This window comes from uncultured Chitinibacter sp., from assembly GCF_945957625.1.
Lineage (GTDB): Bacteria > Pseudomonadota > Gammaproteobacteria > Burkholderiales > Chitinibacteraceae > Chitinibacter > Chitinibacter tainanensis.
This window is the reverse complement of the sequence record NZ_CAMFLP010000012.1, coordinates 91,302-113,432: the sequence shown is the minus strand read 5'-3', so window position 1 is coordinate 113,432 and position 22,131 is coordinate 91,302. Positions and strand designations below refer to the sequence as shown.

Sequence of the window (22,131 nt, the reverse complement as noted above, 5' to 3'; positions counted from 1 at the left end):
GAGTATTTGGCTACGAACCAAAGGGTCGGGCGTTCGAATCGCTCCGGGCGCGCCAATTTAAATTCTGCAATGTCCCCATAGTTTAGCGGTTAGAACACTGCCCTTTCACGGCGGCGGCCGGGGTTCGATTCCCCGTGGGGACGCCACTTCCTCCTAGTAGTAATCTCTGTAGCAAATCCCTAGTTCGTATAAATATTCCAGCTCTGCTCACATTCAGCTTTGGCCACTAGCACTTTGCATGATGTTGCCTGTGCGTTAACGATGTTAAACTCTTGCGCATGAAAGCATATGACGCAGATGTAATTGTATTGGGTGGTGGTTTAGTCGGCTCGGCACTGGCCTTGGCGCTGCGCCATTCTGCTCATGAAGTCATCCTGATTGAGGGCCGCGAGCCGCAGCTGGATTGGCCCGTCGAGAGCTGGGACCAGCGGGTTTACGCCATTAGCCGAGCTAGTCAGCAATTATTGGCCGAGATTGGCGCCTGGGAGCAGTTACGGCCGGCGCGTTTATGCCCGGTGAGCGCGATGAAGATTCGCGGCGATGGCCAAAGCCAGCTGGATTTTTCCGCGCTCGATAGTGGTGTGGATGCACTGGCCACCATTCTGGAAAACCGTGAACTGCAGCGTGCGCTCTGGCTGGCCCTTGGCGAAGCCCCCAATGTCCGCATCATTAGCGGGGTGCAAGCCCAGCAACTAGAGATCAGCCCTTCTGCGGCGACCTTGACCCTGAGTGATGGCCAACAGCTGTCCGCGCGCCTAATAGTTGGGGCTGATGGGGCTAACTCTTGGCTGCGCCAGCAAGCCGGTATTGAAGTTAAAACCCGCCCTTACGGTCAAGCTGGGGTTGTAGCCAACTTTGCTTGTGAAAAGCCGCATTACGGTGTAGCTCAGCAATGGTTTCGCCCCGATGGCATTCTGGCCTTTTTGCCCTTGCCCGATCAGCAAATGTCGATGGTTTGGTCCTGTGCTGATGCGCTGCGGGATGAGCTACTGCAATTAGACCCCGCTGCGCTGGCGGCTCGCGTGGCCCAAGCGGGAAATATGAGCCTTGGTGCGCTGCAACTGATTACCCCCGCGGCGGCTTTTCCATTACGGCTTAATCAGCCCGATAGTATTGTGCGCGCACGGGTGGCCTTGATTGGTGATGCTGCCCACACGGTGCACCCTTTGGCTGGGCAGGGCGTGAACCTTGGCTTTGGTGATGTGCAAGAATTAGCGCAACTCTTACAGCAAACACCCGCGGAACGTCTGGGCGATGTGCTAGTCCTACGCCGTTACGAACGTGCTCGGCGTGAGCCGGTGTTATTAATGCAGACCGTGTGCGATGGGCTGCAACGATTATTCGATACGCCTCATCCATTGGTGAAGGCCATGCGCAACTTTGGTCTGGCTGCAACCGACCAGCTGCCATGGTTGAAGCGTCAACTGATCCGTCACGCGATGGATTCCTAAGGAAAACTATGAAACATCTGACCCGATTGCTGGTTGCGGCTGGCGTACTGACTATGGTGGCTTGCTCGGCGCAGGCGGATACACCGCCGAAAAACCTGAAAGAAACCATCAGTAAAAAGCTGGGCCGCCCTGTTGATGCGGTGAATTCCACCCCTGTGAAGGGCGTGTACGAGATCGTGATCGGCAAGAACAACATCGTTTATTCCGATGCCAAAGGTCAGTATATGTTTGTTGGTGAGCTGGTGGATGTCACCAAAAAAGAGAGCCTGACCGAAAAACGCATCGCTGAGCTGTCCAAAACCGACTTTAACAAACTGCCATTTGCAGATGCGGTAAAAATCGTGCGGGGTGATGGAAGCCGCAAAATGGCGGTCTTTACCGATCCGGATTGCCCATTTTGCAAGCGCTTGGAGCAAGTCAGCCTCAATGGTTTAGACAACGTCACCATTTATAATTTCCTGATGCCACTGCCAGGCTTGCACCCTGATGCTGCGCGTAAATCAGGCATGATCTGGTGTAGTGCAGATCAGCAGGCGGCGTGGCGCAATTGGTTCTTTGATGGCAAATTGCCTGAAAACGGCCCGGAGTGTGACAACCCGATCGAGCGCAATATGCAGCTGGGGGCGTCATTGGGCATTAGCGGCACCCCCGCGCTGGTATTTGCCAATGGCCAGATTGTTTCTGGCGCGGTGCCACAAGAACAGATCGAAGCGATGCTGGCGAAAAGCAAGTAAGCTTCGATACGCAAAAAGCCACCTGCGGGTGGCTTTTTTTGTTTTTGGCCTTTATTTAGCTAGTTAAGAGCTTTTGTACCTGAGCCAGCGTTGGTGGGGTGGCGCCTTGTTGGGCACAGGCGGCGGCGCCACAGGCGAGGCTGAAGTGTAAATGCTGCGCGAGAGGTTGCTCGGGCTGGGTGAGTAGGCTGTAGATCAGCCCACCCATCGCGGCATCACCGGCACCCACGGTGTCTACCACGGCCACCGGAATTGCGGGCGCGCTGACGGTTTGTTCGCCGCTGATTAGGCTGGCGCCAGCTGCGCCCCGGGTGAACAACACCATGGCCTGTGGATTGAGCTCGCGTAAGGCGGCCAAGGCTGCCGCCATCTCGAGCCCCGGAAACAGCCCGGCCAAGTCTTCATCCGATACCTTAATCACATCCGCTAGGGCGCTCATGCTGGCCAAGGTGGCCTGATAGCTGGGCCCCATTAAAACCCGGTAATTGGGGTCATAACTAATGCGCACGCCGCGCAGCTTGGCGTGTCGCGCCATCTCCACGAGATGGCTGGCCAGTGGTTCGCGAGCGAGGCTAATGCCGCCGAAATGCAGCCAGTCGGTCGCGCTTTCCCAGCCTTGGGGCAGGGCTTGCCAGTTAAAGGCCAGATCGGCACTGTTTTCACCGATAAAGAAATACTGCGGCGGATGCTGCTGATGCACGATGGCCAGCAGTGGTGGTTGGGCCACAGTTTGCAGATAGCGTAAATCTAGTCCCGCTGCCACGCTGGCGGCTTGTAAATCTTGGCCAAAGCAATCGGTGCTAATCGCGCCGGCAAAGGCTGTGGGTAGCCCGAGGCTTGCCATCACGCGGGCGACATTCCAGGTTGAACCGCCGACCTTACTCACCCATTGCTCCCCATTGGTGCGGATCAAATCGGTGAGGGCTTCGCCAGCGGCAATGCAGCGAGGGAGGGCGGCGTGGCTCATGCTTGCTTTATCCTTCATTCAGTTTCAGGAATAAATCCCGATCAGGGGCAAAATTGGCATACAGCGGCAACAGCGCACCACCCAGTGCACGCGCATCCGGCCCAATGGCCCCAGCGAGTAAATCGGGCGGGGTGACGCCTTCCCAGTTCATTTTGTGCATGGCTTTTTGAATGGCTTGCAGCAATGCTTGCTGCAGCTCGCGGCAAAAGCAGCCATCCACAATCACGGCTTCCAGATCAAGCAAACAGGCTGCATTCAGTAGCGCCAGCGCGATGGCAGGGGCGCATTCGTCAAGCCACAGACTGGTATGTGGCCAGTAGGTCGCCGACATGCTGCGGCCATCGCTGGTGGCGGTGCCATCCAGCCCAGCGGCCACGTAGCGGTTTTCCAGTTGGTAAAGTGAGGCCACATTCAGCAGCTGGGTTTGCGCCCCTCGCGTTACTTGTCCTAGCGGCAGCGAGCCCATTGCGCCGGCATTGCCATTGCGGCCAAGGTGCAGATGACTATCGAGCACCAAGCTGCCACCAATAAAGGTATCGACAAACACATACACAAAGTTGCGCACATCCCGCCCGCGCCCGGCCACCAGCTCGGCAACACAGGCGGCGGAGGTGTCTTTGATCGATTGCACGGGCAGGCCGGTCAGTTTGCTGACTTCTTCGTCCAGCGCCAGCGCGCGCCATTGCGCGGCGACGCTGGGGTCTTGTCCGAGTAGCTCTTGCCAGCCACCCATATTCAGCGGTGCGGCTAGGCCAATGCCTTGAATCCGTGGCCACAGCGCCGCGGGCAGGCTGGCGCGGATTTGCTCCAGGCTGGCGGCAATGTGGGCCAGCACCTGCGCGGGCTTGGCCAGCGCATATTGCAGCTCCCAGCGGCCGCGCACCTGGCCAGTAAAATCGACCAGTAGCACATCCAGACTACGGCGACCGATTTTGATCCCAATGGCCAAAGCCCCATCTGGGTTTAGGGCCAGCGGCACCGATGGCTGCCCCACTTTGCCCCGTTGTGGGGTTTCCTTGCGCAGCAGCTCTTCATCCAGCAGCCGCTTGGTGATTTGGGAAATGGATTGCGCGGTCAGGCCAGTAAGGCGGGCAATTTCGGCGCCCGGCAGCGGGCCGTGCAGCCGTACGGCCTGCAAAATCACCCGCTCATTATATTGCCGCAGCCCATCTTGCGATGAGCCACGCGGCTTGAGCTTGGCGGCCGAGCTTTCCAGCGCCGCATTATCCGGCGAGCGGTTCACAAATCACTCCTTTTTTCAGGATAAAGTTGCCATAGGGCTGCAACTCGCCCGTGAGCACAATCGCGTAAGCTTGCTTGACCCGCTCGTAAAAAGCAAACCGCTCAATCGCCTCAACTTGCTGAGCCTGCACGTGGCCCTGCTCAACGAGCTGGTGAATCACATGGCGCTGCAGTGCGCTGCGCCAACCCTCAGGCTGGTGGCTCACCTGCATATAGGCCACCGGCTCGGCCACATCCTGATCAAGCGGCAGTAGGCTGATAATGGCTTCCACCGTACGGGCCATGCCCGCGCCGGCCAGATGCAGCAATGGCTTGCCTTTGGCCAGCGTCGCGGCGGTGAAATTGGCATCGGCGAGGACGATTTCATCGCCGTGCCCCATTTCCGCCAGCACTTTGAGTAGCTCAGGCGTAAGCAGTGGATCAATTCCTTTTAGCATCGTGGGCTCCTGTTACTGGGCTAGCCAGTGCGGCGGAATATCGGCCGGTTTCATCGCTCCGGTCATGACGGCCACCGCATCGCTCATGGTGATGGCTTTCGGGTTCAAGATCGCTGCACGCCGCCCCAAGCGGGCGACATGAATCCGGTCGGCAATCTCAAAAACATGCGGCATGTTATGGCTGATCAGCACCACCGGTAGCCCGCGATCACGCACATTGCGGATTAATTCCAGCACCATATTGCCTTCTTTAACCCCCAGCGCCGCGGTGGGTTCATCCATGATCACCACATGGCGGGCAAAGGCGGCCGCTCGGGCCACGGCTACGCCTTGGCGTTGACCACCGGACAGTGTCTCTACCGCCTGGCTCATCGAGCGGATGCCGATCTTTAGTTCCTGCATATAGGCAATGCTGTCTTCCAGCATCTTGCGTTTATCCAGTGCGCCAAACCATTGCCCCAGCACATTGTTGCGGCGAATTTCGCGCCCCAGAAACAGGTTTTCGGCAATGGTCATCGCCGGCGCAACGGCCAGATCTTGGTACACCGTTTCGATCCCGGCGCGGCGGGCATCGATCGGGCTTTTAAATACCACCGGCTGGCCATCGAGCAAGATTTCGCCGCTATCCGGGCTAATCGCGCCCGAGAGGGCTTTGATCAGTGATGATTTACCGGCTCCGTTATCGCCGATTACGGCCATGATTTCGCCTGCGCGTAGTTCAAAATCGGCGCCATCCAGCGCGGTGACCTGGCCGTAGCGTTTAACCAGCCCTTTGGCTTGGAGTACCAGTGGCCGCGGGTCGATATTCAGGCTGTGCGTGCTGGGTTCGAGTTCGGTGAACGCGCTCATCTTAGCGGCCCCCTTTGCGTGAGAGTTGGTCGGTGGCTACGGCAAGAATGACCAAAATCCCGGTAATGAGTATCTGGTATACCGATGAAACCCCCATCAGTGTTAGCCCGTTGCGAAATACCCCCACAATCAGGGCGCCAATCAGCGAGCCAATGATGATCCCCCGCCCGCCAAACAGGCTGGTACCCCCCAAGACCACTGCGGTAATGGCATCTAGGTTTTCGGTTTGCCCGGCATTCGGGTCACCCACGCCAGTGCGCGCTACCGAGAGTAGGGCGGCTAGGCCGTAGCACAAGCCCGCCAGCACATACACCAGCAGCAGGACTTTGTGGGTGGCAATCCCAGTGAGGCGAGTGGCTTCGGGATTGTTACCCACGGCATAAATATGCCGGCCGGTGGCGGTATCACGCAGCCACAGCCAGCTCAGAGCATACATGGCCAGCATCACCACCGTGCCGTAGGCTACTTGGGTTTGACCGATGGCAAAGGTATTGCCCAGCAAGGTCATGCCGGCTGGCAGATCAGTAATCGTTTGCGACTGGGAATACAGCTGGGTAAGGGCAAAGGCAATATTCATCGTGCCCAGCGTGACGATAAACGAGGGCAGTTTAATCCGTGTGACCAGCAGGCCGTTAATCAGCCCAAAGCCAGCGGTAACGGCAAAGCCAATACTGATTGCTACGATCGGGTGCAAGCCATGATCGTGGGCCATTTTCGTCATTACCACTCCGCCCAGTGCCATCACCATTCCGCAGGAAAGGTCGATCCCGGCGGTGAGGATAATCAGGGTTTGGCCGATGGCGATCAGCCCTACCACCATCACTTGCTGCAAAATCAGAGAAAAATTCGCCCCGGTGAGAAACTGCTCACTCTGTAGGGCAAAGAAGCCGCAGGCCAGCACTAAGGCAATCAGCGGCCCTAGTGTTCCTAATGACGGCATTTGGTCTTTCCAGCTCGGCATCACACCGCTCCTTGCTGCGTAGGTCTAGAAATTCAGAACTGAGATGAGAAAGCCCCGGTGGGGCAGGGCGCAGCACGGGGCTGCGCCCGCTGGGCTTATTTAGTGCCCCAGCACAGATCAAGGCCAACTTTGGTGTCTTTGCTATCCACACCACTGACGCTTTTCGCGGCAATCAGCGTAACGCCGGTATCGGTGTAGCCACTCGGTTTTTTGCCGGTTTTCGCGTATTCCACCCCTGCGGCGACCCCCATGGCGGCCATCTTCAGCGGATATTGCTGCGAGGTTGCGGCGATTTTGCCGGCGGCAACGTCTTTAATCCCCTGGCAGCCACCGTCCACCGACACGATCATCACGTTTTTCTCTTTGCCGGCTTTTTTCAGCGCGTTATAGGCGCCTGCTGCCGCCGGCTCATTGATGGTGTAAACCAGATTGATGTCAGGGTTTTTTTGCAGACAGTTTTCCATCGCGGTCTGGCCTTTGGCCTGATCGCCAAAACTATCGGCCATACACACTACTTCGGCTGGTTTGGCCAGCTCGTTGCTCTTGGCGTCCAGCGATTTCAGCCCAAACCCTTGCAGAAAGCCATTGTGGCGTTGGGCGCCCACGGGGTGGCCGGGAAAGAGATCCAGCGTGGCGATTTTGACCGGCTTACCGGCCATGCCGGCTTTGGCGTAATTACCAATCAGCACCCCGGCTTTGTAATTATCGGTAGCAAACAGCGCATCGGTGGCGTTCATTGGGTCGGTAGGGCTATCCAGCGCAATCACCAGCACGCCTTTGTCGCGGGCTTTTTTGATGGTGGGCACAATGGCTTTCGAATCGCTCGGGGTGATCAGAATTGTTTTTGCTCCGGCGGCGATCATGTTTTCAATCGCAGTGACTTGGCCGGCATTATCACCGTCGGCTTTCCCCGCGGCGGTAAGCAGTTTGGCACCTTTGGCCTTGGCTTCCGCGGCGGCGCCTTCTTTCATTTTTACAAAGAAGGGATTGGTTTCGGTTTTAGTGATCAGGCCAATCACGGGTTCGGCGGCCAGCGCGGGCAGGCTTAGGCTGGTGGCCAAGGCGGCGATGGCGAGTTGAATGCGGTTAACTTGCAGCATGATCGTTCTCCTGAAGTGCTTCCTGTGTGTGGGTGTCGTGATCAAATTGTTTGTTGTGATAAATAAATCAATTTGATTTATCAAAAGAGTATGCCGCTAAAATTAATAAATCAACTGCGTTTATCTATATAAATACCCTTATAAAACAAGCGTTTCAAACTGGATTTGTACGCGGGAATGCGCTTTGGCGGGGCGTGGGTGTTGGCTATGCCCAGTTGTGTAGGACATAAAAAAGCCACCGCAAGGGTGGCTGATGTTCGGGCGACTGTGGCGCTGGTGTGACAGCGCGGGTGGCCGCTTAAAAATTAAGCTTGATCTGGGCGGCAACAAAGCCTTCCACATCCACCGCCTGCAGCGTGGGCACAATAAACAGATTCAGGCCCACGTGATAATCCGTTTCCAGTGACACCAGAAAGCCGCCCGCCGGCACAATCGGATAGCCTTTATCGGTATTTTGATAACCACTGACCAGGCCAGCTGCGGCGCCCAAGGCGATGTGGGCTGAGCTACCTAGCGGGATTTGCAGCGGCGTCCAGCCCAGCTGTAGATACACCGAGGTGTCGCGCAAAGAATTGCGGTAGCCGCCCAGCATCCAGTGCCAGCGACCATTGCTACGCTCGAGGCCAATCCCCGGGTTGTTTTCATTCAGATTGTCATCAATCACCGCTTGCCGATCAAAATGCCGGGTGGCCACCGGTGCGACCAGCCAGGTGCGCCATGGTTGCGGGCCATCCATCCAATCCAGCCAGCTTGGCGTGATCTCGCCAAAGGCCTGATTGCCTGCTTCAGCCGCGATAGTGCTGCCGCTACAGATACTGGTGGCGAGTATGATGGTGCAGAGCTTATGAATGAATGACTTCATGCAGATACCCTCGGTGTTTGCTGGCAAGTGGTGTTTCGGTCGGTGATGTTTAAAGCCAATGGGGTTGCCGCTGGGCAGCTTAATCGTGCCCAAAAGCGCGATTGCGCAGTTGTTTGAGCTCGTCGCGCAGCTGGGCGGCGCGTTCGAATTCCAGATTTTGCGCGGCGGTGAGCATCTCTTTTTCCAGCCGTTTGAGCTCTTTGGCCAGCTGTTTTTCGTCCATTTCGGCGACCAGCTGCTGTTTCTTTTCTTCCAGCCGAGCGGCTACGGCTTCTTCGGCGTTGTAGACACCGTCGATGATGTCTTTAATCCGCTTGATCACCCCGCGTGGGGTAATGCCATTGGCTTCGTTAAAGGCGATTTGCTTAGTGCGGCGGCGTTCGGTTTCATCGATGGCTTTTTTCATCGAATCGGTGATGCGGTCGGCATACAAAATCGCGGTGCCGTTCAGATTACGCGCGGCGCGGCCGATGGTCTGAATCAAGCTGCGTTCGCTGCGCAGGAAGCCTTCCTTATCGGCATCCAGAATCGCCACCAGCGAGACCTCGGGAATATCCAAGCCTTCGCGCAATAAGTTAATCCCGATCAGCACATCAAACACACCTAAGCGCAGATCGCGAATAATCTCTACCCGCTCTACCGTATCAATGTCCGAGTGCAAATAGCGCACTTTCACGCCATGCTCGGCCAGATAATCGGTGAGTTGCTCGGACATTTTCTTGGTGAGTGTGGTGACCAGCACACGCTCGCCATCGATGGTACGTTTGCGGATTTCCGACAGCAGATCGTCCACCTGCGTGCCCACCGGGCGCACTTCGATAATCGGATCAACCAGCCCTGTCGGGCGCACCACTTGCTCAACCACTTGCCCCTGATGCTCGGCTTCGTAGGCGGCAGGCGTGGCAGAGACAAAGATGGTTTGCGGCATCAACCGCTCGAATTCTTCAAATTTCAGTGGGCGGTTGTCCAGTGCCGAGGGCAGGCGAAAGCCATAATCGACGAGGTTTTCCTTGCGCGAGCGGTCGCCTTTATACATCGCCCCCACTTGGCCGATCATCACGTGACTTTCGTCCAGAATCATCAGCGCGTCTTTGGGGATGTAATCTAGCAACGTGGGTGGCGCTTCGCCCGCCGGTTTGCCGGAAAAATGCCGCGAGTAGTTTTCAATGCCTTTGCAAAAGCCCATTTCATTGAGCATTTCCAGATCAAAGCGGGTGCGTTGCTCGAGCCGCTGCGCCTCGACCAATTTTTGTTCGCGGTGAAAAAACGACAGCCGCTCGCGCAGCTCATCTTTAATGGTTTCGATGGCTTTGAGCACGGTATCGCGCGGGGTGACGTAATGGCTGCTAGGAAACACGGTGTAGCGGCCAACCCGCTGTTTGATTTGACCGGTGAGTGGGTCAAACAGGCTAAGTTTTTCGATTTCATCATCAAACATCGAAACCCGCAGCGCCAGCTCGGCCGATTCGGCCGGGAAAATATCAATCACATCCCCGCGCACACGGAAGGTACCGCGGGAGAAATCGAGCTCATTGCGATCGTACTGCATGGTGGTGAGGCGTTTGATGATGTCGCGCTGACCAATAGCTTCACCTTCGGTCAGATGCAAAATCATGGCGTGATAGGAGCTCGGGTCGCCAATACCGTAAATCGCCGATACGGTGGCAACGATAATGCAATCGCGCCGCTCGAGCATGGCCTTGGTGGCAGACAGACGCATTTGCTCAATGTGCTCATTAATCGCCGAATCTTTTTCAATAAATAAATCGCGGCTCGGCACATAGGCTTCGGGCTGGTAGTAATCGTAGTAGCTGACGAAATACTCAACCGCGTTGTTCGGGAAAAACTCGCGCATCTCGGCATACAGCTGCGCGGCCAGCGTTTTATTTGGCGCCATGATGATGGCAGGCCGCCCGGTGCGCGCAATCACATTGGCCATCGTGTAGGTTTTTCCCGAGCCCGTGACCCCCAGCAACGTCTGGTATTTCAAACCATCATCAAGTCCTTCAATCAGCTGGGCGATTGCCGCGGGCTGATCGCCTGCGGGCGGAAAGGGTTGAAATAGCTGATAGGGGGAGTTGGGGAAGTCAACAAACATGGCGGCATCAGTCGGTGAGCTAAGCGGCTATTGTCGGCGCAAGCGGGCTGCGGTTCAAGCCTGTTGAACGTTTGTACTATAAACGCCGCAGTGCAGCATTTGGGCGTGGCTTAGGTACGGGTTTTAATCGGGCGTGTGGCGGATTGGGGTGGATTTGCGACAGCCAGATGCTTGAATTGAGTTTTGCAGCACGAATGATTGTTTGTAAATAAACAAAGTGTCATTATGAAAACCAGCCCGCTAAGGCGACGGCACAAAATGATAAATGCATATAAATGCATAAATTCAACCACATAGGATACACCGCAGCCTTGCTGCGCGGGATAACTCTGGAGAAGCACATGTCCGATCACCAGCCCACTACACCTCCTACTGCGCCCAGTGTGACCCGGCGTGATTTTCTAACGCTAACCGGCGCCGTGGCGGCGGCCACGGCAGTCGATGCGGTACCCGGCTTGGCCCCTGCCCAGCAAGCACAAGCCGCGCCACTGAAGAAAAAAGCCGCGAGTGACCAACAGCCGAATATTTTGTTTGTATTTACCGACCAAGAGCGTTACATGAGCAAGCTGCCGCGCGGTTATCGCTTGCCCGGGCATGAGCGACTGCAAAAGGCCGGCATCACCTTTCACAATCATTATTGCCCCGCGGTGATGTGTACCAGCTCGCGCTCGGTGTTGATGACGGGCCTGCAAACCGCCGACAACAAAATGTTTGAAAACGCCGACATGAAATATGTGAAGCCGCTGTCGACCGAAGTGCCGACGGTGGGGCATATGCTGCGTAAAGCAGGCTACTACACCGCCTACAAAGGTAAATGGCATTTGAATGCCGAGTTCGATCAGGAAACCCCGGAAAAACTCTTTACCAAAGAAATGGACGAGTATGGTTTTGCCGATTTCGTTTGGCCGGGTGATGTGTTGGCGCATACGCTGGGCGGCTATAAACATGACCAGATGATCGCCGGCAGTGCGGTGGCATGGTTGCGCGACAAAGGGCAAAGCCTGAATGCCGAGCAAAAACCATGGGCGCTGTTTGTGAGCTTGGTAAATCCACATGACATTATGTATTTCAATACCGATTTACCGGGCGAGCAGGTGCAGGATACCGGTGAGCTGATGATGCAAGCGGCGCGCGCGCCTGAGCATGCGGCTTATCAAACGCAATGGCATCATCCACTACCTGCCAATTGGCAGCAGCCCTTTGATGCACCGGGGCGTCCGGCTGCGCACGGCGAATTTGATCGCTGCTGGGGCTATACCCTGGGGCGGGTACCCGCTGAGCCCCAGCGCTGGCAGCGGTTTAACGATTTTTACTTTAATTCACTCAAACTGGTGGATCAGCAACTGCAAACGCTGCTCAACGAGCTGGCGGCGCTGAATCTGGATGACAACACCATCATCGTGTTCACCTCGGATCATGGTGAAATGGGCGGCGCGCACGGCTTGCGCGGCAAAGGCCCGATGCCATACCAAGAAGTCATTCACCTACCGCTCTATATCGTGCATCCACAGGTGAAAGGCGGCCAGCACTGTAAAGCCCTGACTGCGCATATTGATTTGGTACCCAGCTTGCTGAGCATGGCGGGCGTGAATGCCACGAAGGCTTCTGAATATGCGGGCCGCACTTTGCCGGGCAAAGATCTTTCCACCTTATTTGCCAACCCGGGCAAAGCCGGTTTGCATGCGGTGCGCGAGTCGGTGCTATTTACCTACAGCGGCTTGGCCACCAACGATAGCGAGCTAATCCGGCGAATTTCTGCCGCGCTGGCCAAAAAGACTGACCCGATGGCGGCGCTGAAGGCCGAAGGCTATCAGCCCAATTTCAAAAAGCGCGGCAGCGTGCGCACGGTGTTTGATGGCCGTTATAAATTTACCCGCTATTTCTCACCGCTAGAGCGCAATACGCCGCAAACGCTCGATGAGATTTATCAGTGGAATGATGTCGAGCTGTACGATCTGCAGCAAGACCCGCAGGAAATGCACAATCTCGCAGCGAAAAAAGGCCAGCAAGCTCAGCTGGTGCTGCAGATGAATGCCAAACTGAATGCCGTGATTCAGGCTGAGTTTGGCGCCGATGATGGCCGTGAAATGCCCGATTTCAATGGCATTGATTGGCAAATTGATCGGATTGATCTCTGATTATTTGCGCTCAAGCATAAGGCCACCGCTCGGTGGCCTTATTCATTTTGTAGCCAGTGCAAAATACTGTCGGGCGCAATAGCTGGGCAGTGCACCGGTGTATTGGCAAGCGCGCTGGCTTCGACAGCGGCTAGCCCCAAGGCCCGTAAAATCCCCGCCGTCATCAGTGGCCCATAGGCAGGGCCGGGGTCTTCATGCGCGTGCAGATGAAAAGCCATTTGCAGCGGCCCCAGCAGCAGATCAACCGCCAATGGCAGTGGTTGCGCGCTAAAGCAGCCTGCTTGCATGCCCGCCAGCAAATCGCGCGGCACGACTTGGTTGACCAGTGTGCCATGACGCAATGCCATTACCCCACCGCGGTCGAGAAAACGGGCAAGTTTCGGTTGCGCCCGCACGAGCGACAGCACGGTATTGATGCCACAGGCCACGCGCGCCGCCGGATGTGTGTGCTGCAGCACTAGTGGATCAACCAGCTGCAAGATCGCATCGCTGACTTCACTCGCTACGGCAATATACAGCGCCTCATCGGTGGCAAAGTGGTTGTAAAAAGTGCCGCGCGCAACGCCGGCCTGTTGAATAATTTGCCCGATGACTGCCTGCCCGAGCCCCTGGCGGGCAAACACCTGCACAGCTTCACACAAGAGGCGCTCACGAGTACGCAGGCGGCGTTGGGCGGCCACCCGCTGGCGATGATCGCTTGGAGGGGTAACAAGAGTGGGTGGATCGGTGATGGTCATTGCAAGCAGGTGGTCTGTAGCGCAGAGGGATTAAATTATGCGCTACAAAGTCCGTTATGACAGCGCACGATGGGCAAAAAAAACCCACCCGGCGCGAGGCTCGGGTGGGTGAAGTACTGTGGTTTACAGTCAAGCGTATTGCTTTGTTACTGCCAGTAGGGCGATCTGCTTAGATTGCCGACTGACGCAGTTGCTCCAGGATCGCAGGGTTTTCTAGCGTTGAGGTATCCGCAGTAATTTCAATACCTTTGGCAATATCGCGCAGCAGGCGGCGCATGATCTTGCCGGAACGGGTTTTTGGCAGGTTGTCACCGAAGCGGATTTCATCCGGCTGGGCGATCTTGCCGATCTCATGGGCCACCCACTCGCGCAGCTCTTTCGCGATGCGTTTGGCATCATCGCCTTCTGGGCGCTGGCCTTTCAGTACCACGTAGGCAACAACGGCTTCGCCTTTCACCTCGTGCGGCTTGCCTACCACAGCGGCTTCGGCCACCAGTGGGTTGGCCACTAGGGCCGATTCGATTTCCATGGTGCCCAAACGGTGACCTGATACGTTCAGTACATCATCAATCCGGCCCATGATCCAGATGTAGCCATTTTCATCGCGGTGCGCTGAATCGCCGGCCAAATACAGCTTGCCGTTAAAATCGTCCGGGAAGTAGGTTTTCTTAAAGCGATCTGGATCACCCCAGATGGTGCGCACCATAGATGGCCATGGTTTGTTAATCACCAGGAAGCCGCCTTTGCCCAGCTCAACTTGCGCGCCCGATTCATCCACGATGTCGGCCATAATGCCGGGGATAGGCAAGGTGCAAGAGCCCGGTTTGGTCGCCACTGCGCCTGGCAGTGGGGCAATCATGTTCGCGCCAGTTTCAGTTTGCCACCAGGTGTCCACGATTGGGCAACGGCTGCCGCCAACCACTTCGTAGTACCACATCCACGCTTCTGGGTTGATCGGCTCGCCCACGGTGCCCAAGAGGCGTAGTGACGACAGATCGTATTGTTTTGGCAGATCGCCGCCCAGCTTGATCAGCGAGCGAATCGCGGTTGGTGCGGTGTAGAACGTGGTGACTTCGTGTTTTTCGATCATTTGCCAGAAGCGTGAAGCATCTGGATACGTTGGTACGCCTTCAAACACCACTTGCGTCGCGCCAATGCCCAGTGGGCCGTAGGCGATGTAAGAGTGGCCAGTGATCCAACCCACATCGGCCGTGCACCAATACACATCCGACTCTTTGTAATCGAATACCCATTTCATGGTGACTTGGGTACCCAGCAGGTAGCCGGCTGAAGAATGCTGGATGCCTTTGGGTTTACCGGTTGAACCTGAGGTGTACAGAATAAACAGCGGATGCTCGGCTTCTACCCACTCTGGCTCGCAAGTATCGGGTTGGTCTTTGACCAGTTTGTGCCACCAAATATTGCGCTCTTCGCTCCAGTGTTCTGGCTTGTTGCTGGTGCGTTGGAACACCACCACTTTGCTCACTGATTCGCAGCCGCCCAGGCCCAGCGCTTCATCGGTGATCGATTTCAGTGGGGTGGTTTTGCCGCCGCGTACGGTTTCGTTGGCGGTAATCACCAGTTTGGCTTGCGCATCTTGAATCCGGTCACGCAGTGCGCCGGCCGAGAAGCCGCCAAATACCACGGAGTGGATCGCGCCGATCCGCGCACACGCTTGCATGGCCACTACGGCTTCGATGGTATGTGGCATATAGATCACCACGCGGTCGCCTTTGGCAACGCCCAGTGATTTCAGACCATTGGCAAACTGACACACGCGGTGATACAGCTCGCGGTAGGTGACGCGGGTGACCGAGCCATCGTCGGCTTCAAAAATGATCGCAACTTTATTGGCTTTGGTTTCCAGATGGCGATCCAGACAGTTGTAAGAGACGTTCAGCACGCCATCTTCAAACCATTTGTAGAACGGCGCATTGTCTTGGTTTAGCACGCTGGTAAATGGTTTTTTCCAATCCAGCATGGATTTGCCCAGGTCGCCCCAGAAACCTTCGTAATCGTTATTCGCTTTTTCGCACAGGGCGTTATAGCCTTCCATCCCCGACACAGTCGCATTCACGCGGAAATCGTCGGTAGGTGGGAACATCCGTGTTTCTTTCAGAACTGAATCGATACCGCTCATGCTGTGTACTCCTACAAGCCAAATCGGTTGGTCAAAAGGGATAGGCTGACTGTAAAGCTGGCCAGCGGGCAAAGCTAATTGTCTTTTCTGATGCGCGAAATCAATCTCGCTGATGAAGGCTGTAAGTGCTTGTAAATCAATTGCTATTAGGGTTTTTTCTTAGTTTCTGGAAGATCATCGCCGCCATCAGCGCGTCGTTTAATGGATCGTGGCGCGGCAGTGTCGGGAGCTGTAATTGCGTCAGAATGCTAGCCAGGCGTAGATCCACCTCCGGGTTGTAGGCGCTCACCATCTTGTCGTAATACAGTCCCGATACCTCAATCGCCGGATTGGGCAGGTTAATCCCCAGCCACGGCTTGAGCTGGCGATTGAGCACGGCCAGATCAAATTCGAGGTAGTAACCCACCAGTGGGCGCGAGCCGATAAAAGCCAGTAGCTGCGCTAGCGCATCAGGCAATGCCAGCCCTTGCGCCACATCCTGTGCGCGCAAGCCATGAATCGGAATGCTTTTCGGGTCGAGTGCACCGCTGGGGCGTATCAGCACCGAAAAATGCTCGGCCAGCGCAATCCGCGGGCCCTGAATGCGCACCGCGGCAATGCTAATGATTTCTGCGGTTTTCGGATCTAGGCTAGTCGTCTCGCAATCGAGACTCACCCATTCTTGCGCCGGTGGCGGCGCGAATAAAAAGGCGTATTCCGGTCGGAGCAGGCGGCGGCGTTGCTGCTGGCGTAGCCACACACTAGGGCGAAGATGCGCAAGCCAGCTCATAGTGCATCCAGCTTGAAATGATGCCGCAGCAAGGCGCGAAACTGCTTTACCACCCCAAGTGCGTCTTTGAGTAGTTCGCGCTCCAGACTGCTCAGTTGCGCGAGCGCCAATTGCGGCTCAGCCGGGCGACCCGCTTGCTGCGCCTGCAGGCCATATTTCAGCTGCAAGCCCTGCAAAAAGCTCAGGCTGGCGGCCAGATCGTTGCCCAGCGCTTCGCTAATCACTGTCCCCCCGCGTAGGGCGGCCAGCCGCTGGTAGCTATTGGTGCATCGGTTGCCGGCGGCGAGTGCCAAGCTACGCAGGCCGTGTACCAGTGGGAAAATCGCGGCTTTTTTCAGATCGATTTGGCTACTGGCCGCGCCGGGTAGCCAGCTGGGGCGCAGGCCATGGCTGCTGGCAAAGCGCTCAATCGGCAGCGCAAAATGCCCCATAAGGAGGGTATTGTCATCTAGGCATTGATCTAAATGATCTTGCAGGCGATACAGTAGGGTGGTATCGCCAATGATCGGGCTGGCATCTAGCCAGATGGCCAGGTTCATTACATGCTCGCCACTGGGCGAGCTGGTCCAGGCGCTGATCTGCTGGCGAAATTCGGCCTCACTACGCCGCCAGGCCGGGTTGCTGATCATCACGCCACCGGGGCAGGGCGGATAGCCCAATGCGATCAGGGTGGCGGTAAATTGCTCGGCGACACCGGCTAACACGCCCTGATCGACGCCGTCGGCATAGATCAGCGCGTTATCCTGATCGGTGCGCAAGATTTGCTCGCCCCGGCCTTCCGAGCCCAGTGCCAGCAGGCAAATCTGGCCGGTGAGTTCGGGCGGGACCAGTAGCTGCCAGAGCCGCGCCAGGAGTTTTTGGCGCAGCTCGCCGATCATTTCCGCGATCAGGGTAACTTTCATACCGCTGTGCTGTAGCAGCTGAATCAAGCTGTGCATGCGCTCGGCTGCGAGTTTGAGCTCGTGGGGCGAGTTGGCGCGCTCAATTTGCACGCCGATGCTGTGCGGGTTATTGGCAAGGCTGGATAACAGATCAAGCTGCTCCAGAATGCCGACTAGCTCGCCATCGCGACTCACCACCAGACGGTGAATGCTGTGCCGGATCATCAGCAGCATAGCCTCATGCAAGGTGGCATCCGGGCTAATCGTAAACAGCGCCGTGCTGGCGTAGGCGCTAGCCGGCGTGCTGGCGGGAATTGCCCCGGCGCAAATCGCACGACGCAGATCGCTCTGGCTAAACATGCGCGGCCCGGCGCTGTCGTTGAGCAGGACGGCACTCAGGCCGTGCCTATCCATGCATTGCGTGGCCTCGAGCACGCTGGCATTAGCCGGCAGGGTATGCAGCGGCGTTAGCGTCACCTCGCCCACGCGGCTGAGCATTTGCATGGCCTGGCTCAGCGCTTGCGGGCTGGGGGAAAGCTCACCAATGCGGCGGGCCACATCTTGGTAGAAAAACGCTGCAAACTGGCTATTGCGCTGGCACAGCGCGAGCACTGCGGCGCGGGGAAGTTGCCAGACGAGGGTGTCTTCCAGCGCTACAAACGGGTGGCTACTCAGGCCTTCGAGTACGGCCTTGCCGTCAAATAATTCGTGTTCGCCATACAGGCTGTCTTGCTCGTCGCCACCGGCGACCAGACCTTTCATCACCACATACAGCGAATCGACCGGCGTGTTTGCGGCAATCAGTGTTTGTCCGGCTGGGTGATATTCCAGATTGAGCTGGCTGGCCAGCTCGCGCTGCTCTTGCACGCTGAGCGTATCAAACGGCGGCTGATTGAATTGAAACGCGGTGGTCATGGTGCTGCCCCATTGAGCGACAACGCCCCGCCATGGTGATGACGGGGCGCTGCCAGATACCCGCTAGGGTATGTGTTGCAATTAGTGTTTGCTTGCGCCTTCTGCGCCGATACCCGTCATAGAGCGGATGAACTGCGCATTGAATTTGCCTTGTTCGCTGCGAGCTTGCTCGCTGTTATCCAGCACCGAGAACAGCCAGGTGAAGAAGAACGCCGCAGTCATCGAGAAGATGGCCGGGTTTTTGTAGGCAAACAGCTCAGAGCCTTTTGGATGGCCCAGTACATCTACCCATACCGCTGGGCCGAGGATAATCAGCACTACCGCCGATATCAGACCAATTGCCCCGCCAATGACAGCGCCACGGGTGGTCAGGCCTTTCCAGAACATCGACAGGAACAGCACCGGGAAGTTAGCTGACGCGGCGATCGAGAACGCCAGGCCCACCATAAAGGCGATGTTTTGTTTCTCGAACAGAATCCCCAGCAGCATGGCCACAACACCCAAGGCCAGCGTGGTCATTTTCGACACGCGGATTTCATCGGCTTCGTTGGCTTTGCCTTTCTTGATGACTGAGGCATACAGATCATGCGACACCGCCGAAGCGCCGGACAGGGTCAGACCCGCGACCACCGCCAGAATCGTGGCGAAGGCCACGGCCGAGATAAAGCCGAGGAACAGATCACCGCCCACGGCGTCGGCCAGGTGAATCGCCGCCATATTCGAGCCGCCAATCAGCGCGCCGGTGGCGTCTTTAAAGGTTGGATTAGTGGATACCAACACAATCGCGCCAAACCCGATGATGAAGGTCAGGATATAGAAGTAACCGATAAAGCCGGTGGCGTAGAACACCGATTTACGGGCTTCTTTGGCATCGGCCACGGTAAAGAAGCGCATCAGAATGTGTGGCAGACCGGCGGTACCAAACATCAGCGCCAAGCCCAGTGAAATGGCATCGATCGGGTTGGATACCAGACCGCCCGGCGCCATGATATTGGTTTTCGCGGCTTTAGCGGCTTTCTCGGCGGCTTCCGTGGCGGAAGCGACGGCAGCAGACGCGTCGGAGGCATTGGCGGCTACGGCTTTGGCTGCTACTTCGGATGCCACCGCGGCTTTGTGGGCTAGCGCTTCGGCGCCGGCGTGTTTCACCGCCACGGCTTGCTGGAACATGGTTTCAAAGCTGAAACCGGCGTGTTTCATCACCATAAAGGCCATGAAAGTGGCGCCTGAAAGCAGCAAGATCGCCTTGATAATCTGTACCCAGGTGGTGGCCAGCATCCCGCCGAACATCACATACAGTACCATCAAGATCCCCACCAGCACGACGGCGTAGGTGTAATCCAGACCGAATAGCAGTTGAATCAGCTTACCCGCGCCCACCATCTGCGCGATCAGATACAGCGCCACCACCACCAGCGTGCCAGTTGCGGCAAATACGCGCACCGGTGTTTGTGCCAGGCGGTAAGAGGCCACATCGGCAAAGGTGTATTTACCCAGATTGCGCAGGCGCTCGGCCACCAGGAAGGTGATCACTGGCCAGCCGACCAGAAAACCAATCGAGTAAATCAGGCCGTCGTAGCCAGTGGTAAACACCATGGCCGAAATACCCAGGAAAGACGCAGCCGACATATAGTCACCGGCAATCGCCAAACCATTTTGAAAGCCAGTAATGCCGCCGCCGGCAGCGTAAAAATCTTTGGCCGAACGCGTCCGGCGCGCCGCCCAGTAAGTGATACCCAAAGTGAACGCAACAAAGGCGAGGAACATCACGATGGCGTGCATATTCAACTCGCGTTTTTGCACTGCGCCTTCAATCGCCCCTGCGGCCCAGCTTGGCATGCTGGCCAGCGCGGCAAAGCCGGCTAGCCCCAGTTTTTGTAGTGTTTTCATTGTTTGGCTTCCTCGACGACTTCACGGGTCAGTTGATCGAACTCCGAGTTGGCGCGGCGCACATAAATGCCGGTCAGCACGAAAGCCGAAACGATGACAAAAATCCCCAGCGGAATACCCAGCGTGGTGACGCCATTGCCGAGTGGGGTTCCCAGTGTTGCGGGCGAAAATGCGATGAGCAGAATAAAGCCGTAATAAATCACCAGCATGGCCACGGTGAGCGCCCATGAAAAGCGCGAGCGTGTGGCCACTAGGGCGTGAAATTTCGGATTATTCTGTACGCGTTCAATCATTGAATCATGCATACGCTGCCTCCTGTGTGTAGTCCAGGCTATCGAGTGAGCCATTCCTGCACGCACTCTAATCCCTTGCCCCGATCGGCCGCCAATCGCTTTTTCTGATACATAGAATCACCGAAAGTTATGTAGTGTTGCACGAGGCTTACTTTGTTGTTTGTAATCAAGGTTTTTCGACTACGAAAAAGGCATGCTGAACGCCACAAGCGGCAAGCTTTGGGTGATAATCGCAGCTATGGAACTCTATCAATTACGTACTTTTGTGACCGTGGCGCAACAGGGGCACTTAACCCAAGCCGCTGAATTGCTGCATTTATCCCAGCCAGCGGTGACTGCCCAGATCAAAGCGCTGGAGGAGCAGTTCGGTTTGGCGCTGTTTGAGCGCTATCCGGGCGGGGTGCAGCTCACTGAAGCCGGTAAATTATTGCTGCCGGAAGCCGAGCAAATTCTGGCGCAGGCCCGCGATCTCTTGCATCAGGCCAAGGCCTTGCAAGGCGAGCCCAAAGGCAAGGTACGGATTGGCACCATTGGTGTACCAGCACGCTTGCGCCTAGGGAAATGGCTATCGCTGTTGCGGGAAACTTATCCGCTGATTACGGTGCAAACCACGCATGGGATTTCGGTGAGTGTGCTGAATGAAGTGCGCAAAAAAACCCTCGATGCGGGGTTTTATCTTGGGCGCAATCCTTATCAAAATGTGATGACGCTGCCGCTGAGCGAAATCGGTTTTTGTATCGCGATTCCGCCTAGCATGGCCAGCCAATTGCAGGAAGCCGACTGGCCAGCACTCGCGGCTGCTCCGTGGTTGGGGCTGTCGCAATTTACGAGTCTGGCGGATATTTCGCAGGAACTGTGGCGTAGTCAGAACATCGCGCCTAAAGTCGTCGGCGAGTTTGATGAAGAAGCGACCTTGCTGGAATTAATCAAAGCCGGGGTGGGGGTGGCGATTTTGGCCGAGCGAACCGCCCAGCGCTATGCGGCCGATGGCTCGATTGTGTTGTGGCGCGGTGGCGAGATTGTTACGCGGGCGCCGCTGCAGTTTATTTATTCCGGTGATCGGGCGACCGACCCGATGATGCATAAATTATGCGCTACACTCAAAACCATCTGGCAGCTTGAGGTCTAGGGTATAGCTTGGAAAGCAAAAAGGGGTATGGCCTGCAAGGCAATACCCCTTTTATTTTGCTGAGCAAAAGCAGCGCTACAAAAACTAAAACCCTGCCGAGGCAGGGTTTCGAGTATGGTCACCAGCACTGAAATTATTTCAGTTTGGTTTCCTTGTAGATCACGTGCTTGCGAGCAACTGGATCGAATTTTTTGATTTCCATCTTTTCTGGCATGGTACGTTTGTTTTTAGTGGTCGTGTAGAAGTGACCGGTACCAGCAGAAGATTCGAGCTTGATCTTATCGCGCATGTTCAATTACCTCAGAATTAGAGTTCGCCGCGCGCGCGCAGGTCAGCCAAAACTGCATCGATGCCGTTCTTGTCGATCAGGCGCAGTGCAGCGTTAGAAACACGCAGACGGATGAAGCGGTTTTCGCTTTCAACCCAGAAACGGCGAGATTGCAGGTTCGGGAGGAAGCGGCGTTTAGTTTTGTTGTTGGCGTGGGAAACGTTATTCCCGGTCATCGGGCCTTTGCCGGTGACTTTGCATACTCGTGCCATG

The 22,131-nt window shown here is 56.4% G+C and carries 20 protein-coding genes and 1 tRNA gene; 5 read left to right on the top strand and 16 right to left on the bottom strand.

Annotated features, from left to right (window positions below):
- The first annotated feature begins 71 nt into the window (after window positions 1–71).
- The 3 genes from QV747_RS13560 to QV747_RS13550 all read left to right on the top strand — a co-directional run bounded on the left by QV747_RS13560 (window position 72) and on the right by QV747_RS13550 (window position 2,185).
- A tRNA-Glu gene (locus QV747_RS13560) sits at window positions 72–146 on the top strand.
- A 132-nt stretch (window positions 147–278) separates the two neighbouring features.
- On the top strand, window positions 279–1,451 hold the full coding sequence (locus QV747_RS13555; protein WP_273431721.1) for a UbiH/UbiF family hydroxylase: 1,173 nt from the start codon (window positions 279–281) through the stop codon (window positions 1,449–1,451).
- An 8-nt stretch (window positions 1,452–1,459) separates the two neighbouring features.
- Window positions 1,460–2,185: a DsbC family protein gene (locus QV747_RS13550; RefSeq protein ID WP_273431720.1), complete on the top strand. Its 726-nt coding sequence runs from the start codon at window positions 1,460–1,462 to the stop codon at window positions 2,183–2,185.
- Window positions 2,186–2,240: 55 nt separating this feature from the next.
- Here the strand turns inward: QV747_RS13550 and QV747_RS13545 are convergent, their stop codons facing one another.
- From QV747_RS13545 to uvrB, 8 genes are all read right to left on the bottom strand, one after another.
- Window positions 2,241–3,152 carry a carbohydrate kinase gene (locus tag QV747_RS13545; protein ID WP_273431718.1) on the bottom strand — a complete coding sequence of 304 codons (912 nt, stop codon included), beginning with the start codon at window positions 3,150–3,152 and terminating at the stop codon, window positions 2,241–2,243.
- A 7-nt stretch (window positions 3,153–3,159) separates the two neighbouring features.
- Complete coding sequence (locus QV747_RS13540; RefSeq protein ID WP_273431715.1) at window positions 3,160–4,395, bottom strand: ROK family transcriptional regulator; 1,236 nt, start codon at window positions 4,393–4,395, stop codon at window positions 3,160–3,162.
- Window positions 4,376–4,831 (bottom strand): RbsD/FucU family protein, encoded by a 456-nt coding sequence (locus QV747_RS13535; RefSeq protein ID WP_273431713.1) that lies wholly within the window; start codon window positions 4,829–4,831, stop codon window positions 4,376–4,378. Before QV747_RS13535 ends, QV747_RS13540 begins: the two co-directional genes overlap by 20 nt.
- Before the next feature lie 12 nt (window positions 4,832–4,843).
- Window positions 4,844–5,680 (bottom strand): ATP-binding cassette domain-containing protein, encoded by an 837-nt coding sequence (locus tag QV747_RS13530; protein ID WP_273431711.1) that lies wholly within the window; start codon window positions 5,678–5,680, stop codon window positions 4,844–4,846.
- A 1-nt stretch (window position 5,681) separates the two neighbouring features.
- Complete coding sequence (locus tag QV747_RS13525; RefSeq protein WP_273431710.1) at window positions 5,682–6,641, bottom strand: ABC transporter permease; 960 nt, start codon at window positions 6,639–6,641, stop codon at window positions 5,682–5,684.
- Window positions 6,642–6,736: 95 nt separating this feature from the next.
- A complete protein-coding gene (locus tag QV747_RS13520) occupies window positions 6,737–7,741 on the bottom strand; it encodes a sugar ABC transporter substrate-binding protein (RefSeq protein ID WP_034619272.1) in 1,005 nt (334 codons plus the stop codon).
- Window positions 7,742–8,039: 298 nt separating this feature from the next.
- A complete protein-coding gene (locus tag QV747_RS13515) occupies window positions 8,040–8,603 on the bottom strand; it encodes a hypothetical protein (RefSeq protein WP_273431707.1) in 564 nt (187 codons plus the stop codon).
- Between the two features lie 79 nt (window positions 8,604–8,682).
- Window positions 8,683–10,701, bottom strand: a complete 2,019-nt coding sequence (gene uvrB / locus QV747_RS13510; protein WP_273431705.1) for an excinuclease ABC subunit UvrB — start codon at window positions 10,699–10,701, stop codon at window positions 8,683–8,685.
- A 341-nt stretch (window positions 10,702–11,042) separates the two neighbouring features.
- On the opposite strand from uvrB, the gene QV747_RS13505 reads away from it, so the two are divergent.
- The gene (locus QV747_RS13505; RefSeq protein ID WP_273431702.1) at window positions 11,043–12,839 is read left to right on the top strand and encodes a sulfatase-like hydrolase/transferase; all 1,797 of its coding nucleotides are present in this window, start codon (window positions 11,043–11,045) and stop codon (window positions 12,837–12,839) included.
- Window positions 12,840–12,877: 38 nt separating this feature from the next.
- Here QV747_RS13505 and QV747_RS13500 read toward each other — a convergent pair whose 3' ends face one another.
- From QV747_RS13500 to QV747_RS13475, 6 genes are all read right to left on the bottom strand, one after another.
- The gene (locus QV747_RS13500; RefSeq protein ID WP_273431700.1) at window positions 12,878–13,576 is read right to left on the bottom strand and encodes a TetR/AcrR family transcriptional regulator; all 699 of its coding nucleotides are present in this window, start codon (window positions 13,574–13,576) and stop codon (window positions 12,878–12,880) included.
- Between the two features lie 169 nt (window positions 13,577–13,745).
- Window positions 13,746–15,716 (bottom strand): acetate--CoA ligase, encoded by a 1,971-nt coding sequence (gene acs / locus QV747_RS13495; RefSeq protein WP_047390884.1) that lies wholly within the window; start codon window positions 15,714–15,716, stop codon window positions 13,746–13,748.
- 136 nt (window positions 15,717–15,852) lie between these two features.
- The gene (locus QV747_RS13490; protein ID WP_273431697.1) at window positions 15,853–16,485 is read right to left on the bottom strand and encodes a 3'-5' exonuclease; all 633 of its coding nucleotides are present in this window, start codon (window positions 16,483–16,485) and stop codon (window positions 15,853–15,855) included.
- Window positions 16,482–18,281 carry a DUF294 nucleotidyltransferase-like domain-containing protein gene (locus QV747_RS13485; RefSeq protein WP_273431694.1) on the bottom strand — a complete coding sequence of 600 codons (1,800 nt, stop codon included), beginning with the start codon at window positions 18,279–18,281 and terminating at the stop codon, window positions 16,482–16,484. The genes QV747_RS13490 and QV747_RS13485 overlap by 4 nt, the downstream gene beginning before the upstream one ends.
- Window positions 18,282–18,362: 81 nt before the next feature.
- On the bottom strand, window positions 18,363–20,168 hold the full coding sequence (locus QV747_RS13480; protein ID WP_273431692.1) for a cation acetate symporter: 1,806 nt from the start codon (window positions 20,166–20,168) through the stop codon (window positions 18,363–18,365).
- Entirely contained in the window at window positions 20,165–20,473 is a 309-nt protein-coding gene (locus tag QV747_RS13475; protein ID WP_028449596.1) for a DUF485 domain-containing protein, read from the bottom strand. The genes QV747_RS13480 and QV747_RS13475 overlap by 4 nt, the downstream gene beginning before the upstream one ends.
- A 181-nt stretch (window positions 20,474–20,654) precedes the next feature.
- On the opposite strand from QV747_RS13475, the gene QV747_RS13470 reads away from it, so the two are divergent.
- Window positions 20,655–21,590, top strand: a complete 936-nt coding sequence (locus QV747_RS13470; protein WP_273431683.1) for a LysR family transcriptional regulator — start codon at window positions 20,655–20,657, stop codon at window positions 21,588–21,590.
- Window positions 21,591–21,723: 133 nt separating this feature from the next.
- Here QV747_RS13470 and rpmG read toward each other — a convergent pair whose 3' ends face one another.
- Both rpmG and rpmB read right to left on the bottom strand, forming a co-directional pair.
- Complete coding sequence (rpmG, locus tag QV747_RS13465; RefSeq protein ID WP_028449594.1) at window positions 21,724–21,879, bottom strand: 50S ribosomal protein L33; 156 nt, start codon at window positions 21,877–21,879, stop codon at window positions 21,724–21,726.
- Window positions 21,880–21,896: 17 nt separating this feature from the next.
- Window positions 21,897–22,130: a 50S ribosomal protein L28 gene (gene rpmB, locus QV747_RS13460; protein ID WP_028449593.1), complete on the bottom strand. Its 234-nt coding sequence runs from the start codon at window positions 22,128–22,130 to the stop codon at window positions 21,897–21,899.
- Window position 22,131: the final 1 nt, after the last annotated feature.